Source organism: Flavobacterium sp. Flavsp81 (assembly GCF_059491325.1).
In genome coordinates this window covers 4,521,142-4,539,532 of record NZ_CP168505.1, presented here as the reverse complement: position 1 = coordinate 4,539,532, position 18,391 = coordinate 4,521,142, and the positions used below count along the sequence as shown (strand labels likewise).

9 protein-coding genes are annotated in these 18,391 nt (G+C 34.5%); all 9 read right to left on the bottom strand.

What is annotated here, in order from left to right:
• Positions 1-114: 114 nt before the first annotated feature.
• Complete coding sequence (gene lacZ / locus ACEN92_RS19085; RefSeq protein ID WP_495639913.1) at positions 115-3,249, bottom strand: beta-galactosidase, LacZ type; 3,135 nt, start codon at positions 3,247-3,249, stop codon at positions 115-117.
• Positions 3,250-3,315: 66 nt separating this feature from the next.
• Positions 3,316-4,188, bottom strand: coding sequence for an inositol oxygenase family protein (locus ACEN92_RS19080; protein WP_495639912.1), 873 nt, complete (start codon positions 4,186-4,188; stop codon positions 3,316-3,318).
• A gap of 414 nt (positions 4,189-4,602) precedes the next feature.
• Complete coding sequence (locus ACEN92_RS19075) at positions 4,603-8,643, bottom strand: hybrid sensor histidine kinase/response regulator (RefSeq protein WP_495639911.1); 4,041 nt, start codon at positions 8,641-8,643, stop codon at positions 4,603-4,605.
• Between the two features lie 51 nt (positions 8,644-8,694).
• Positions 8,695-10,524, bottom strand: coding sequence for a metallophosphoesterase (locus ACEN92_RS19070; RefSeq protein WP_495639910.1), 1,830 nt, complete (start codon positions 10,522-10,524; stop codon positions 8,695-8,697).
• Positions 10,525-10,763: 239 nt separating this feature from the next.
• Entirely contained in the window at positions 10,764-12,350 is a 1,587-nt protein-coding gene (locus ACEN92_RS19065; RefSeq protein ID WP_495639909.1) for a glycoside hydrolase family 28 protein, read from the bottom strand.
• 81 nt (positions 12,351-12,431) lie between these two features.
• On the bottom strand, positions 12,432-13,283 hold the full coding sequence (locus ACEN92_RS19060) for a DUF4861 family protein (protein ID WP_495639908.1): 852 nt from the start codon (positions 13,281-13,283) through the stop codon (positions 12,432-12,434).
• Positions 13,284-13,368: 85 nt separating this feature from the next.
• Positions 13,369-15,165, bottom strand: coding sequence for a hypothetical protein (locus tag ACEN92_RS19055; RefSeq protein WP_495639907.1), 1,797 nt, complete (start codon positions 15,163-15,165; stop codon positions 13,369-13,371).
• A 261-nt stretch (positions 15,166-15,426) separates the two neighbouring features.
• A complete protein-coding gene (locus tag ACEN92_RS19050) occupies positions 15,427-15,993 on the bottom strand; it encodes a hypothetical protein (protein WP_495639906.1) in 567 nt (188 codons plus the stop codon).
• Between the two features lie 7 nt (positions 15,994-16,000).
• Positions 16,001-18,277 carry a GH92 family glycosyl hydrolase gene (locus ACEN92_RS19045; protein WP_495639905.1) on the bottom strand — a complete coding sequence of 759 codons (2,277 nt, stop codon included), beginning with the start codon at positions 18,275-18,277 and terminating at the stop codon, positions 16,001-16,003.
• Positions 18,278-18,391: the final 114 nt, after the last annotated feature.

Here is an 18,391-nt window from a genome sequence, read left to right as displayed (position 1 = left end):
AATAAAAAGAAACTCGTTCTTCACATATAGTTGTTATGTGGATTTTAATGAGTGAAACGTCTTTTTTAGCTTACTAAAACTATGCTTCTATGTGTTAAACTTTTAAGGTTATATTTATTCGATTGGTTTTATGACAAATCCGTAGCTGTATTCATTTTGTTTCAATAAATATTGTTCATGCGGATATTCTCCCCAACTATTATCTCCTCCTAATCCACGCTGGGTTAAATCAACACAAACTACCACTTCTTTTCTGGGTGTAATATCACTCATGTGCATGTTCTTTTTTGATAATCCCGGATCAAAATCGGCAGGATAATTATTTAAAGTACTCATACATAGAGACTGTAAACCTTTTATTTCAAGTCCGTTACCATTATTATTTGAAAGTTTAAACCAACGAATGTCTGTTTTATATCCGTTTTCCTGCGGACGTGTATAAGGTACATATTGATCCGCCACTTTGCTCTGATAGATTCCTTTGAATGATGATTCGTTTCTATCCGGATAATTTTCCCAAGGGCCTCTTCCATAATAATCAAGGTTTTCCAGCGTATTTTTAAGAGAAAAAATCATTCCAAAACGAGGCATATCAGGTAATGGATTATTTCCTTTTTTGTATGAAGGCTGTATCTCTAAAGCTCCGTCATTACTTAGTGAATATTTGATTGTATATTCAGAAAAAACGTCGTTAAGCTTTAATTTTGCTGTAACATAACTTTTTCCATTTTCCTCAACCACCTGAATTGTTTCTAAAGTGCAGTTTTTACCTGCCGTTCTCCAAACATTAGCTTTTACGGGCATTTTATTCCCAAAATCATTATCTGTTGGAGCTCTCCAGAAATTAGGTTCCGGATATTGTTTAAAGTACTCCTCACCCTTTGAACTGTAATATGAAATCATTCCGGTTGTTTTGCTAATCTTAACGGTAACATTGACCGAACTCAAAACAAATTCATTTTTCTCTTCTTTAATTTTCGAAGAAGTTTGTTCTGCTTTTGCAAAATAATTATTACTTTCAATAACAAATTGTTCTCTGGCAATTTCAAAATTTTGAGGCAGCATTTCAGAACCTGTTTTCGTGTATGCAAAAACATTCAATAAATATTCTGTTCCCGGTTTTGATTCTGGTTTAGGAAAATCAATTTTAAATTGTTTTTGTGATTTCGGATTTAGACTAACATCAATTTTACCTTCTTTTATAATCTTCCCATTTTCTAAAATTTGATATTTGAAATTATAATTATTCAAATTAGTAAACCCAAAATCATTTATAATTTCAATTATTCCATTTTTGACATCAACAGCTTTAAATAAAATATCCTGATACACTTTTTTTACTTCAAATGCTCCGGGATGTGGGGTTCTGTCTGGCCAAACCAATCCGTTATGACAGAAATTCTCGTCATTTGTATAGTTTTGACTTCCCATATCACCTCCATAAGCCCAATATTTGCGCCCTGCTTCATCTTTCATTTCGAATCCCTGATCTACCCAATCCCAAATAAATCCGCCCTGCATATTTTTGCTTCCCCGAATAATATCCCAATATTCCTGAAAATTTCCGTTGCTGTTTCCCATTGCATGCGAGTACTCGCACATAATATACGGACGGGTAACTTCCTTACGTGCCGCATATTCTTTCATATAGGCAATCGTAGGATACATTGGGCATATAATGTCTGTGTTTTCGTTTTCTTTTGCCTGCTCAAATTGAACCAATCGGGTATTATCTCTCTTTTTTATCCATCTGTAGGCTTCATGAAAAACAGGTCCGTTGGCACATTCATTTCCTAATGACCAAAGGATTACCGATGGTGCGTTTTTATCGCGTTCTACCAAACTGTAAATTCTGTCCAGATGCGCTTCTCTCCATTCCGGAAGATAAGCCGGATGTGTCTTCGGGTTCATAAAACTTTGACCTTCCACTCCCATTCCATGGCTTTCGATATTGGCTTCATCAACCAAAAAAATACCATATTTGTTACACAATTTTACCCACAAAATATTGTTTGGATAATGACTACAGCGAACCGAATTTATATTCAGCTGTTTCATCATCTTAATATCTTTTATCATGGTGGCTTCATCCTGATAATGTCCTGTTACGGGATTATGTTCGTGAATATTGACACCGTGAACCATTAATCTGACTCCGTTTACCAGTAATTGTCCGCCTTTTAGTTCTACTTTTCTGAATCCAATTTCTGTAGAAACGGTTTCTATTATACTGCCGTTTTCATTTTTTAATGTAAGCAGCAGAGTATATAAATTAGGTGCTTCATTGCTCCATAATTTTGGATTGGATACGTTTTGAGATAAACTAATTGTTTGGGTTTTATCGGCTCCAAAATTTACTTTTAACTCTTTGGTAAAAATAGTTGCCCCGGAAGCATCTACCAGTTTCGCCTCTAATTCGTGATTATTTCTGGCAGCAGATGTCAGGTTTTTTAAACTAACATCTATACTTAAACTGCCGTTTTTGTAATTGGAATCTAAATCCGGTTTAGCAAAAAAATCTGAAATACGAATAGCATCAGTACTGTACAAATAAACATTTCTGTCAATCCCTGAAAGTCTCCAGAAATCCTGATCTTCCAGATAAGAACCATCACTCCATCTGTAAACCTCAACAGCCAAATCGTTTTTTCCCGGTTTCAGATATTTAGAAATATCAAATTCCGCAGGACTTTTTGTATTTTCCGTATAACCAACTTTTTCTCCGTTAACCCAAATATACATAGCCGATGTTCCTGCTTCAAAATGAAGGTAAACATGTCTGTTTTTCCAGTTTTCAGGCAGAATGAAATCTTTTTTATACGATCCGACAGGGTTATCCCAATGATTAATAAAAGGTGGATTTCTTTCAAAAGGATAGGTAATATTGGTATAAATTGGAATACCGTATCCTTGCAATTCCCAGTTTGAAGGCACCTGAATTTCTTTCCAGTTAATAGTACTGAAATCAGGCTTGTAAAAATCTTTTGGGCGTTCATCAGGTGTTGGCGACCATGAAAATTTCCATTTGCCATTCAGGGAAAAGTACCATGGAGAATTTTCATATTTATCACTTATTGCCGAGGCTTCATCTGCATAAGGAAGAAAGGAAGCACGTGCCGGTTCCCGATTAATCTGAAACACCCCTGGGTTTTCCCAATCATTTTTATTGGTTTTTTCCTGCCCTGAAACAGTCACCCCATAAATTACGAGGAAACACAATAAAAGGATTCTGGTTTTGATTTTCTGCATATATTAATATTATTTAGCTATCTTCAAATTGAAGTACAAATTCAAAAAACAAGGCAACTGACTTATTTAAAACTTCATTTTTTCCGGCAGATATTTAGACACTAATTCTTTATAATACGGCAATAAAGCTTCAACATCCGGCTTAACAGGTGCTTTTGTATATAAATCATAAGGATTAAACTTTCTTACCCAATCAAACATTTCTATGTCTTTTTCATTCATCAAATGTGCATAGGCATTCTCTTTGTGTTGTGAATAAAACGAATGATATCGAATCATGTATAAGGCAGGATCCGGCAGGTAATCTTTCATTATCTGATACAGGTACTCATCATGTCCCCAGCTCATTTTTACTTTATCAAGTCCGCAATTTTCAGTGTAAACACCAAATTTGGTATTGAATCTTTCGTCTGTATAATCAGGGTTTTCTTTGAAAAATTCAGGGTACACAATCTTATCCGAATACGCACAGCCTACAGGGAAAGTATCTCCAACAACAGCCCACTGAGGTTCTCCGAACAAACATAAAATTTTTCCGAGATCGTGGATAAAACCGGTAAGCACAAACCAGTCCGGGTGACCATCTGCCCTGATGGCTTCTGAAGTCTGCAAAAGATGCTGAGTCTGATCTAAATCAATATCCGGGTCACTATCGTCAACGAGGGTGTTTAAAAAATCAACTGCTTCCCAAATTGACATTTCTTTTTTATTAAACTGTAAAAATTCCTCTTCTTTGCTGCATACAAAATCATAGGTTTGATACGTATGGTTTATTCTATAAAACTCTTTAACGGTTTCAACTCTCTCTGAATCTACATAATTTCTAAACTCCTCTTTCTCTTTTACAGGTTCAGACGGATCAGGATATCGTAGTAACAAATCATCTTCCCATTCATCTAAATTATGTAATGGATTATCTGTGTCTATAGGCTTTTTCATAAGTTTTAAATTATAAAGTTATAAGACAAAAATAGAATTACCAATAGAAAACAAAATGGACTAATACATCAAAAACATGGATGGATTTTAATTTTATGTTGTTTTTCCAACAAAAAATTGTAAAATAAACCACTTATGTTCAAGTCTGTAAATTGGATTTAATAAGTTGAGTTATATTACTTATAAAAGAAAGTTTTGAATTGCCTCCTGCTTTAGCTGGAGGAGCATAATTTAAATATAGCTAAGGGCTTTAGCCAAATATTACAGCGTCTGTTTTCGGCTAAAGCCAATTTATCTTTAAACTCAGTTTACCTCCAGCTAAAGCAGGAGGCAATTCACAAAAATACAAATAGAAATCACACCCCGTGTGATTTCTCCCAAAAGGTATAAATGACAAACTGTGGAGAATTGTTTTTAATTAATCAGCTTACTTGGCGGAAAACCAAACTGTTTTTTAAAGCATCTGCTGAAATACAAAGGATCATTGAATCCTACTAAGTCTGTCACTTCAGAAACATTATATTTTTTAGTTTTCAGCAGTTCTGCTGATTTTTTTAAACGTATGGTCCTGATAAATTCATTAGGGGCCAGATCTGTCAGTTCTTTAATTTTTCTGTATAATTTAGATGAACTTACGCCTAGTTTATCACATAAAAATTCTGTCGACAAATCTAACTCACTTAAGTTATCATTTATTAAACCTGTAATTTTTTGCATAAATTCCTCATCAATAGGAGAATGGGTAAGCAGGCTTATTTTGCTTTCTACTTCACCGGAGAATTTTGATTTTAGCTCTGATCTTGATTTTATAATGTTTTCTATTACTGTTTTTAATAACGAAGGCTCAAAAGGTTTCACTAAATAACCGTCTGCCCCTGTTTCATACCCTTTAACCTTATCTGTGTTTTCTGCAAGTGCGGTTAACAGAACAACGGGAATATGGCTGATAAACTCATCGTTTTTTAGTTCCCTGCAAAATTCCAGTCCGTCCATAACCGGCATCATGACATCGGCAACACATAATATTGGTTTAATCTGTCGGCAGATTTTCAGGCCTTCCTCTCCATTTTCGGCATCGTAAACTTTATAATAATCGGACAGATAATCAACCAGATATTTCCTAAGTTCCATATTATCCTCAATAACCAATACTTTTTCTTTCAGCTCTGTATTCTGAATTATTTTTTTTGCTGATTTTTCCGGAATAAGCATACTCAGGTTATCATTTTTTAAGGCATATTCAAATACTTCTTTACTCTCATAAGCGGTACGGTCAATTGGAATTTCAACCCTGAATGTACTTCCTTTACCGGGAGTACTTTTTACTGTTATAGAGCCTTTATGAATCGCTACCAATGATTTTACTAATGACAAACCAATACCGGATCCTGTATTATTTTCTTTACTGTTTGTTGCCTGATAAAATCGTTTGAAGACTTTTTCCTGGCTTTTTAAAGGAATCCCTATCCCATCATCGCTGACTTCAATAACTAATATTCCTTCAGTCCCTTCTTTGAGCCTGAGAAACAAATCTATATTTCCGTATTTATTTGTAAATTTCAAGGCATTAGACAACAGATTGTAAAGAATCTTATCATATTTATCATTATCTATCCATCCATTAATATTTTCGGCTTCTGAAATAAAATTTAATTTGATCTTTTTATTATAGGCCATCTCCTTATAAGAATCAAAAATATTTTTTGAATACGCGAGAATATCTGTTTTTGAGACTTTAAGTTTTAATTCACCCGATTGTGCTTTTCTAAAATCCAGTACTTGGTTTACCAGGTTTAATAATCTGCTGGCATTTTGATAAATAAGGTTGTATCTGCTTTTTTCATACTCGGTTGCATTAACATTGTTTTCGTCCAATAATTGCTTGGCAGGGCCTAAAATAAGGGTTAAAGGAGTTCTTAGCTCATGCGAAATGTTAGTGAAAAATCGTAGTTTTTCATTATTCAGTTTAACATCATGTTCCCTGTTTACTTTTTCGGTAAGCAATTCTTGTTTTAACCGGATACGATTTTTAATCTCTTTTCTGATAAAATAAAAAATAGCGGACAACACTATAAGAATTATTAAAAATGCAATTGGCGTTAACCAAAAAGGAGGAAGAATTTTTATTTGATACGAAACCTCCTTACTCCAGTTTCCGTCACTGTTGCCGGATCTTATTTTAAATACATATTTGCCGGGATAAAGATTGGTATATTGAACAAATCTTGAGTTACTATTGACATCAATCCATTGTTTATCAAACCCCTCCAGCATATATTGAAACTTATTAAGCTTTTCGTTTGCAAATGACGGAGTCGAAAACTGAAGCGAAAAATTGCGGTTTTTATAGCTGAGTTCTACCTTTTTACCATAATTCAAATCACTTAAAAGAGGAACCTCCCCGTTGATCTCCATTTCCGGGAGTACCTCTTCGTTCTGAACTTTAAACTCTGAAATAACCGGCAAAGGGGACCATTTGTTTCTTTTCATTGTATGAGGTGAAAAAGAAATAATACCATTTTTACCTCCCAGATAAATAGTAGAATTATTAAAATTAAAAAAGCCGCTGGAGCTAAAAACATCCAGTCTGTTTCCGCTATTTACATGGTATATATTAATCTCTTTTAAATTGGCACTCACCCAGGCAATACTATTGTTGTTTATGTTTAGCCATAAATTTCCTTTTGCATCCGATAACATATCGGTAATCCATTTTCCTGAGAGTTCTTTAAAATGTGAAATTGTTTTAAAATTGTTTTTTGAAGGTTCATAAACGCATAGGCCATAACGGGTTGAGGCCCATATCGTTCCTTTTTTATCTATCATAACATCACTGACGTTATCATCGTATGGCACCCCATTTTCTTTTTTATAAAGTGACTTATAGGTTTCTATTTTACCTGATGTATTGTTGTATCTCACTACACCTGTTTCTGTGGCAAACCAAACATTGTCTTTAGTATCTTTTTCGATAGAATTGATCTGAAAACCAGGCAATAATTTACCTTTGGAAGCCTGAACTTCTAAGGTTTTGGTGTTTAACATCACAGCTCCTTCCCCAAAAGAACCTACCATCATCGTTTCTGCCCCAATTTTGCAAAAGGCAAATACTGCTGAGGATTCAAACCCCAGATTAATTTCTTTTGAAGAATTAGTCGCATAATTATACACCATCAAATTACCATTCCAAAGACCACAATAAAAAATCTTTCCATCATCCGAATAAATACTGGCGATATCTTTATCATTATTATACAATCGCATAAAACCTTTGGCATTAGAGATAAAAAGCCCGTTATGACTGGTTGCAACAATTACTTTTTCATCAAATGTTTTAGCAAAGCCTCTTATCCGCGGAGCCTGATTGCCTATCTGATGAGAGATGTCCTTATTGAGCGTAAACTGATTTTCGTATGGATCAAATTTATCCAGTCCGTCTTCTGTTCCTATCCATAGCACTCCTGATGCGTCAAAATATAATGCTGAAACTAAATTATCAACGATAGAGGTGTCTTCTGATAATATGGAATAATACCATTTGTAGTCCCCTTTCGGAATATCTTCCAGATGTTTGCACACCAGCAATCCTCCTAAAGTCCCCACCCAATATTTACCGTCCTGAGCCTGGGCAACCGACAAAAAATAGGGACCTAAACTCCCTCTTATTTCCTTGTTTTCAATATATAAGTTTACAAATTGATCGTTTTTTTTGTCTAATTTATAGAGCCCCTGACGTGTTCCAACAAAAATATCTGACTTGGCGTCTTCATAAATAAAATTAACGTACGGATTCTTCACATTAGAATTAGGAACAAAAAGCGTATAGTCATTAATTTTCACAATCGCTCCTTTGGCATCCATGGTAATTTTTGCCACCGATCCTTTTTCATAACTCCCGATCCAGATATGCCCTTTTTTATCTTCAAAAATTTCTTTTACATAATCAAAACCCTTAATTGGAATCTTCTCAAATCTGTTTTCTTTCAAAAAAAACAAATAAGCACCTTTAGTTTTAGTACCTACCCAGACTCTTTTAAATTTGTCTACATAAACTGACCGGATCTCTTCTTCCGGCAAACTATTGGGATCCCCTTTTTTGGAAAAAAAAGTGGTAAAAACCTGAGTATCTAATTTAAAAAGAGTCAAACCTTTTCTGGTCCCTATCCATAAGTTGTTTGATGCCTCATCCAGTTCTAATGCTGTTATATCGTCATTGTACAATTTATTCGTACCGGGTGAATAACTCATATAGTTTTTAAATTGATACCCGTCAAAACGATTCAATCCGGAGAAAGTTCCCAACCATAAAAACCCTTTTTTGTCCTGAACGATATGTCTGACAGAGTTATGTGACAACCCGTTATTGTCGTTATAATGTGTAAATTTTATATTCTGTGAGTGAGAATAATAAAAAGTTACTAAACAAAAAAGTAATATAAAAGGATTCTGCTTCATACTAATGAATTATCAATGTAATGTACTGTTTTTAAACGAGTAAACAATATTTTAAGGATTAATTCGGTCAATCCGGTTCGTTTTTAAATTGATTTTAAAATGATCGGATGGTTTTCCGTTCCTGGTTTTCAGAAATATTTTTGACCATAAAACCAACTTATTATCATTCGATTTTTCTAACTGTTCACAAACCATTTGATATTGCTTCAGCCTGTTAATCCCTATTTCCGAAATAGCTAATTCATCTGCATTTTTTAACCTGTAAAAATCGAATATCATGTCAAAACCTGTCCATGATTCGAAGTTTTGTATTGTTAAGTTATTAAATAATAATTGTTTTTCAATATCTGAAGTATTTTTATTGATTTGCAATAAATCCCTGCCGGAAAGATTTTGAATAGATTTTAAAAATTCAACCGGGAAATCTTCAGGCAAAAACCTAAGCCGCACTAATTCTTTTAAATGCCATCGTGTAAAATCTTCATAATCTTTAGCTTTCAGAATCTCTTTATTCCAAATATCCGGGCTCTTTATATTTTGCAAATGAGTATATTCTTCCCTGTAAAAAGGAAATAAACTATTGAATTTAGAAACCTTGCGAACTACTACGGTTTCAACCTCAACTTCAGTATCAGAACCAATCGTAAGTATTTTATAAGCCGGCATATAAGCAGCCAGAGAAGGTGTTTGAATATTAAATAACGTATTGCCTTTTGCAGTTGTTCGGATTCCTGTATCGTTAATATGCATGTGTCCGCCAAAATGAATCTGAATACCGGCATCTGCAAATGTACGGGCTACCTCTTCATTAGGTACTCGCTGCAATTGCATTTTATCAGAACCAAACAGCAATTTTAATTCCGGTGACGCATCATCATTAAAATCTACCATCGGGTAATGGCTGAAAGCGATTAATATTTTGCCTTTTTGTCTGGCTTCCACCGAAACCTTTTTCACCCAGTTTATTAAATGATTTTTATAAATAAGAACATTGTTATAACCCGTACTTGCTCCGGAAAAATCATGTGGATCATTAGACAAACCCGATAGTTTTTCATTAGGAACATACGCATTGGCATCTATTGCCAAAAGCCAGACCCCTTTAATCGGTTCCACCAGATAACTGGCATCAGGAAGGGATAAATTAGTGTTTTTAACGACATAGGTTCTTTTTTCTAAAACAGATTCCGCTAAAGCCTTTTCAAAATTGTAGCTTTCATAGTTATAATCTGAAAAAGGAGTTTCCCAATACAAATAGTTTTTTTGTGGAAAAAATCCAAAATCAGCCATTTCATTTAATGTCTCTTTATAACCCCAGTTTTTTATATCAGATGTAATGATAGGTTCCAGTTGATTTTCCTGCTGTTTTAAATTGGTTTTAGAACTGCTGATAATTTGTTCCTTACCATCTTTACCTAAAAAATCGGTTTTAAGAGCTTCCTGAGAAAAGGGTTTTACTACATCATGATTTCCTGTGGTTACAAAAAATGACATGCCATATTTTTTTGAATACTCGTCTAATATTTTTCTCAATCCGCGTATATGCACAGGTTGTCCGTCATCACTAAAATCTCCGGGAAGCACAACTTGTTTGATTCCTCTTTTTACAATATCATTTAAAGCTTCTAAAAAGGCAAAGTAATTTTCATTAAAAATCCTGGTGGAATGCAATTGTGAACTCATCGTTCTGATGTTAGCATATTCACCTGTTTCAGGATTTTTGATTCCCTGATAATTATTGTCTTCAAATTTTGGAAAAATATCCTGCAAATGAACATCGGCGATAAAGGCAATTTTCAGGGAAGTTTTTTTCTCTGTTTGTTGCGCTTTACAAGCACATAAGGAAAGTAATAGAAATAATAAACCCGATATTTTTAACATATAACTTTATTTTTTACCCTTGGGTATAATTATTTTTAACACATAGGAACATAGATTTTATTTGTAAAAAAGAATACAAAAAGAAACTCATTTCTTTCACATAGATAGTTATGTGTATTTTAAATAAGTGAAACGCCTTTTTTGAGTTTATAAAATCTATGTTCCTATGTGTTAAATCAAATTTTCACGAATCACGCCTAACAGTTTTTTTATATTTTTTTCTCTAAAGCTTTTCATCATTACTTACTCTTAATTTCTATTATTTGTCCTAATAATTGATTCTCCAATGTTGATGAAATAACGTTCTTAAAAACAAGTTGTTTCTGGTTTTCCTTCGGAAGATTTATAGCTTCCATTGTTAAGTTTTGAACATCATCAAATACAAATGCAGGTCTGAAATCAGCATCATCCAATGTCAGTTTGATATTTTTCATGCTAATTCCATTCACATGTCTGACATAAAAACCATAGGCCGGCAATTCTCCAAACATAGAAAATTCAGGATACTCTTTTGCTGCTTCCGGTACCTGATTCAATCGCGATAACGAAATATATGCCATTCCTTTTGTAGCTCTTCCGGGATAATTTATTTCAATGTTTTTGAGGACTACATTTTCAACACCATAACCTTCCAAACCTACAATTGAAGCAGGCAAGGGATTGTGGAAAAAATCAACTTCGGGTCCTCTTAAATCATAATTGCTATCCGGACGACCAAATGGCACTTGTACTTTTATATTTTTGATACTTACATTTTTGATACTTCCCGGTTTATCACCATTTCGCTGTCCTAACCGTATAAAAATAGCATTCCCTGTGTTTACTGCTTGTATGTTTGAAACATCAATGTTTTCTATAATCCCGCCATCAACAGATTCTATGGCAATTGCGGATCGAAAGGTATCATAAACAGTAATGTCTTTGATGGTTACATTTTTAAATCCTCCAAAAGAAGCTGTTCCAAATTTTATTGCACTGGCACTGGATCTAATGGTACAATTGGCAATATAAACCGAATCGTTATAATATCCGGGATAATATGATTTTAGACAAATTCCATCATCGGCGGAGTTGATATCGCAATTGACCACCCTGACATTTTTACAATCCGTGATATCTATTCCATCATTGTTCCAATAAGAGCGATTTACTATTTTAAGATTATCGAGCGTAAGATTCGTACATAACTCAAAAGACAATCCCCAACAGGACGCCTCTCCTGCTTTTAATCCTTCGATTGTAATAGTATCACATTGCGAAAAACGAAATAATTTGGGTCTCATGGTTTCGTTTGGCCTGTTTCTGCGAAGGCTGTATTTTGGATCTACAGTAATACCCGCATGATGAAGACTGTCAATATTTAGTGCCAATTGTAATCCCTGGCCATCAATTGTTCCTTTCCCTTTGAGCGCGATGTTTTTGGCTTTATGCGCTAAAATTAAAGCCATCTGGGAGTTGTCATCATTTTTTGGTGAAATAGGTCTTCCGTCAAAAGCCATATTGAAGTAATCTTTAGGATTTGTACTTCCTAATAAAACCGATTCTTCTTCAAAATATAAGGTTACATTACTTTTTAAAATAATACTGCCCGACAAAAATCTGCCTTTGGGAAAAATTACCCGGCCGCCTTTATTTTTAAAAGCGGCATCAATTGCTTTTTGAATAGCGATTGTATTGATCGTTTTTCCATCTGCATTTGAGCCATAATTGGTAATAAGAAATTCCTTTTTAGGTTTGGCTGTTTTTTGCGCCCGACACTTAAATCCAAACGAAAAAAGACTTGCCAATAAGGTTAAAAAAAACAGTTTTAGTTTAATTTTTGACATTTTATTTTTACTATTTTATAATTCAAACAAAAATATATTAAACTAAAACTGCTTATTATTTGGCATAAATTTCAGAGAATCTTACTTTTTTATGTAAGCTTCTAATTTATCCAAAGTATTTAGTTCCTGCTCTCTTGCGCTTGAAGAGATGATTTTTGTTTCTATTTTTTTAGTCGGTTTCGAGATCAACAAATATTGTGTTCCATCATCGTTATTTTTTACATAATCTTTTGGATTATACATTATGGCGGCACCAATTTCTACAATCTCAGCGGCAACATCTTCAGGATGTTTTCCCCATACGGCGATATAATTTGCTCCTTTTTTGGTTTGGAAATCTTTAAAATAATTGATTCCGGTAGCAAATTGTACTTTTTCTCCAGTTAAACTCACCGCTTCTACTTTAGCTTCTCTTTTTCCTGAAAATACCGTAACACGAACTAAAATATCTACTTTTTTCCCTTTGTAAGGAACTCCTCTTGAAATCATTTCCATCCATGAAGTGGTATCTGTTTTTCCAACACGGGCCAAACGATTCGTAACCGGATTTAACGGAACTACTTTTTCTCCGTCCCAAAGTTTTACTCCTCCCAAACCTACTGTTGATGCAACCTTATAATAATCTGCTCCCCATCCTTCTTTTTGCTGTTCCGGAGTTGGATACCATTGTGCTTTTTTTAACTCTAAACCCGCTTTTGCTTTATTATAAACGTCGATGGCTACTTTATCACTAAAATATATTCTCAAAGCCATCCATTCGTTTTCGATAGCAGGCCCGTGATGCCCGATTGTTTTGTATAAATCTCCCGATTCTGAACCAATATCAGTCAAATAAGTAATTTTATCGGACTTCATATACAAACTTGTGTCAGTATTATTTTGTGCAAAACAAGTACAACCAATGAGCAAAGTGGTAATAAATGATAATTTCATAATTTCAATTATTTATAGATTAAGTTTTAATTATCGTAAAATTAAAACAACCTTTCAAACAATGCACTAAGAATTACCTGATTTATCAAGAAATCGTCATTTTGTGATAAAAAGGCGTAAATCCCGTAATATAGACATGCTCCCCGCTTGTGCGTAAACTGCCCTGATGATACGTATATTCTTCACTATCCAGATTTTCTATATTAAGATGTTCACATTTTCCTGGTCCAAATTGTATGGTATCAGTTCCCATAGAAAGTGCTCCTAATCCGGATTTAAGCAAATAGTTCTTTTTTTTATCCAATACAGCTCCGGTAATGTTGCTTCCTTCCTTAAAACACATTTCAATTGTCACCTCAACATTTGGAGGTCCGTCAACTTTAAAATCTAAATTCAGCGTTCCGTTGTCTTCAGTGATTTCGATTACGGTAACTTGTTTTTTTACATTGCTTTTAGTTCTGGAATCAAAATCCATTTTATTCCAAAATCGTCCATCCGGTGATTCGAATAATTTATAATCACCATCGGGTTTGCGAAATTCCTCGGCAAGAGGCTGGTAATAATCTGCTTCTTTGGTTTCTTTAAGTATATATTTATTTCCTTCTTTAATGATTCCGTCACTGCTAAAATATCCCATTCTAAAAAACGAGGTCGAAAGCCGCATGTATTTTAATATTGCATCTCCTTTTCGATACATTAAAAAGTTCGGGTTTGAAGACCTTCCGGAAACAATCATTATTGGTTTATCATTACCGCCAAATAAAGTTGCCGAAGTTTTTCCCCGTCTGATTCTTGCCAGATTTGAAATTGCGAAAAACTTTTCAAAATCATTAGCAACTTTTCCTTCAACAGGAATTTGTTTTCGAAGGTCATCGTTTTCCATAAAAAATGCCAGCGAATTTGATAAAATATCATTGGTAAAATCCGGGAGATTTTCGATAGTATCTGCCATATACGCAAACATTGGATTACGTGTGCGGATTGCCATATATCGATAGGGCAAATAAAAGTTGGTTACTTTTAAATCCATAAACTGATCCTGTCTTTTAGAATCAACTGTAACCAAATCACCGTTTGATTCTGTATAATAAAAATAAGTAGTCAGATTTTTATGAACGATATTCAATAATTGTGGCCTGTTTAATAATCTGGCCATCGTAATTAACGCTTTATCAATAACCGCAGAGTAGATTCCGCTTCGTTCTGAATAATGTCCATCATCATTCATATAAATTCCTTCTGCCAGCCATTCATCAATTCTTCGAACATATCTGGCATCCGGATACAGGGAATTAATATTTGCCAAAGCTGCACAAATAACCCATCTGTGATTTGGAGTATGAACACCTCCGGTTATCATAGCTTCACCTGCATTCAGAATAAATTTTTTCAATTTATCTTTCAACAGTACTAAATCGCTTTGTTTATTACTCTTTAATATAGCGGCTGCCGGACAAATATATTCTAAAATAAAAGCGGTGTCCGGTGGCGATTGCCTGTTACCTCCGGCATCAAGTGTTCCGTCACTATATTGTTCTTTTAGTAAAACATCTATGGCTTCATTCATTTTTTCAGCCAAAACTTTTGACTTATAATATTCTGATCCCGAATTGGATATTGAAGCAGTCATGATTGTTATCGAACTTGCGACACCCCGAAAACTGCTTAGTTTGATAGCCGGATCAAGCGGTGCTCTGTTTAATATGCTTTTAACTTTGGCATCATTATTCAAAATGAGCTTTTTCATTAATTCAATATCTTCTTTAGCAGTGCTGTTAATTGATAGCAAATCATTTGCAAAAACAACATTACTAACTAAAGCTCCTGCTAATGTCAGGCCTGATAGTTTAATAAATTCTCCACGGCTGATTTGGTTTTTCATATGGATATTTTTTGCTGATTCAACTTAATAAAGTGCTTTGCTTGTAAAAGTTATGCATACAATTAGTTTTTGATGATAATTTTTCGTCAGTTCGAGGCTGATTTTTTTTAAAAAAACAATATTAAATGACGTTGCCAAATTAAGATCCTAAATCCTATCGAAACTTTGTCCGGCTGAGAGGAGTCGAAGGCTTGTCAATTGGAAGGGCTTCGACTCCGCTCAGGGTGACACTTGGGTGAAAGAGGTTACCAATGGTTTTAATTACTTATCAACTATTTTCACTAATGTCCAATTTATCCCTAATGGATTTTTAGTTACTTTACAAATAAGAGGATACTCCGGATTTTTTACGATCCACATTTCGGTTTCATCAATTTGTGCGATTACATGAAAGGTTTCAATTGATTTCCCTTCAATTACAACACTGTTTTTATCTGGATTTTTATCTAAAACATAAGTCGTATTGTTATAAATAAACTTATCGTTTTTTAGTAAGTCCTGATACGCCGATTGCGAAATCATAAAAAAAGTCTCAGTAGGTTTTAAGTTCAAAACCGGCGCATATTCGCCCTGATTATAACTTAATTCGGTACCGTTTTTCAATGCTTCCGGCAAGATTACAATACTGCTTTTTACCCCTCTTGTATTGAGATCCAGCACAAGCTTATCATTCGCTATTTTGGCAGTCAGCGTTAAAGTTCTTGTCTGGCCATGCAGCTTGCAGATATAATGTAATTCAGTATTGTTTTTAATCGTGGGAATATAGTTTTGTGCAGTTACCACTTGGAATATTCCACAAAAAAGAATGGCTAAAATTGTATTTTTCATCGGTTGCTTATTTTGTTGGTGGTAAAATGGTCGTTCCCCAAACCGAAGGTTTTGAATCCATTTCGAAAATCAATTCGCCTCCTTTAACAATATCTTCGTGTAAAATCCAGGCTTTATTGTATGGTTTTCCGTTTAATAAAGCTGATTTGATATATTTGTTTTTATCACTCATTTTTTTAGCGGTAATTTTAAAACTTTTACCTTCTTCTAACTGTAAAGTAATTTCCTTAATTAATGGCGTATTCAATAAATAATAGGGCTGGCCGGCATTTGGATACAATCCCATCATATGAAAAGCCAGCCAGGAAGACATAGCACCCGAATCGTCATTGCCCGGCAAACCTTCTCGTGAAGTATTGAAATTTTCTTTAATAATCGATCTGATTCTGTCACTGCTCAAGTACGGTTTCCCGATCCAGTGATACATTGTAGGTGCCAGAAAAGAAGGTTCGTTTGAAACGTCATATAATTTAGTATCAAAAAAAGTATCCAGTCTGTTTTTAAAAGCCAGATCACCACCGGATTTTTCAACAATTGCCGGAATATTGTGAGGAACACTTAATGAATATTCCCAGGAAGTTCCTTCATAAAAAAATACGCACCAATGGCACACATACCAAGGAGATTCCGTTATTGTTGGCGTATATTTATAGGTTGGCTTTTGAATTTTTGATTCCCCGAAAACAACATCATCGAGCCAATTACCGGATGCATCTTTAGGCATAATAAACCCTTTTGCACCATTGTTTTCATAATCGTTTCGCCATAAATTTTTCCAATATTCAGATTGTTTTATGTATCTGTCATAAATAGCCGTATGATTCAGTCCCTTGGCAACGGTAGCAATATTATAATCGTTGTACGCATAATCCATGGTACGGTTTCCTGCGCGGTCTGTGCCAAACGGTACATAGCCCAAACGTAAATAATCCAATAATCCGCCTCTGCCTTCTTTTTCTTCATTTCCTCCCGGCGGTACTTCAGCATCTTTTAGCATAGCTTTTAATGCCAATTCATAATCTATTCCTTTTAAGTTTTTTACAAATGCATCAGCAAGGACAACCTCAGCGTTAGAACCGCCTTGGGTACGGCCGTTATCATTTCCGCTTCTGCCTTCCGGTAAATAGCCTTCTCGTTTGTAAATATTCAATAAAGCATTGACAATTTCAACCTGGCGCTTAGGATCAATTAGTGTAATTAAAGGACTCGAACTTCTAAAAGTATCCCAAATACAATAAAAATCATCGTAATAAGGTTCGTCATTTGTCCATAATGGATTTTCTCCTGTTCTGTTTACCGGCATTATCATGGTATGATACAAACCGGTGTAAAACATTTTTTTATATTCGTCTGAAGTGTCTGGCGAAAGTTTAATACGGCTTAATAACTGCTCCCATTTATTTTCTAAGTCAGCTAAAACGGCATTAAAATTCCAATGTGGAATTTCTGCCTCAATATTATTTTTTGCTTTTAATTCACTTAAAAAAGAGATTCCAATTTTAACATTTAATTCCTGTTTTCCTTCTTTGCCAAAAGAAAGCAGAGCTGCTGTTTTTTTTCCTGAATCAAACTGAGCCGCTTGGTTGCTGTAAAACTTTCCATCTTTCCATGTAACATATTTCGCAATTGGCTGATCAAAAATGGCCCAAAAGTAAACGGTATAAGCGCGGCCGTTATTCCATCCGCCTCTGATTCTGCTATAACCACGAACTTCCGTATCTGAAACAATTTCTATTTGAGAGCCTACAAATTGCTGTGATTCCCTAGCGTTTGGTTCAGGATTTTCACCCAGAAAAAATCCCGGATCAATCTTTAAATCTTTAGATACATTTTTAGGATATGTAACGCGATAAAAAGATACTTTTTCGGCTGTAGTTATTTCCGTTTTTATCTGATTTTCTTTGAAAACAGTTTCATAATAACCCAACTTTACGTTTTCTTCTGCTCTGTGCGAAGTTTGGTCTAATTTATCCAATGTTCCCGAAAAAGGTATAATCTGAATATTACCATATTTAGGTCCGCCACCGGTTCCACTCACATGAACCTGACTGAACCCTGTTACTTCTTTTGGCAATGGCAGCCAGCCGCTATTTGGACTTACCGTACAATCCGGACTTGGTTTAACCATTCCGTAAGGGAAAGAAGGACCTATAAAAACCCGGCCATCACCTTCAGATCCAATCATGGGATCTACATAATTATGAAGTTGGTTTTGGGCACTGATCTTAATAGTACAGCATAACAATATTCCTAAAAAAATTATAATCTTAGTATATACTTTCATTGCTTATTTTATTTCTTTAGTCTTTTTTTTTTTAATATTCCAGGCTACTTTATATTTCTAAAATTAACCAATTGGTTTAATTAAATTTGTCAGGCTGAACAGATCCCAAGCTCC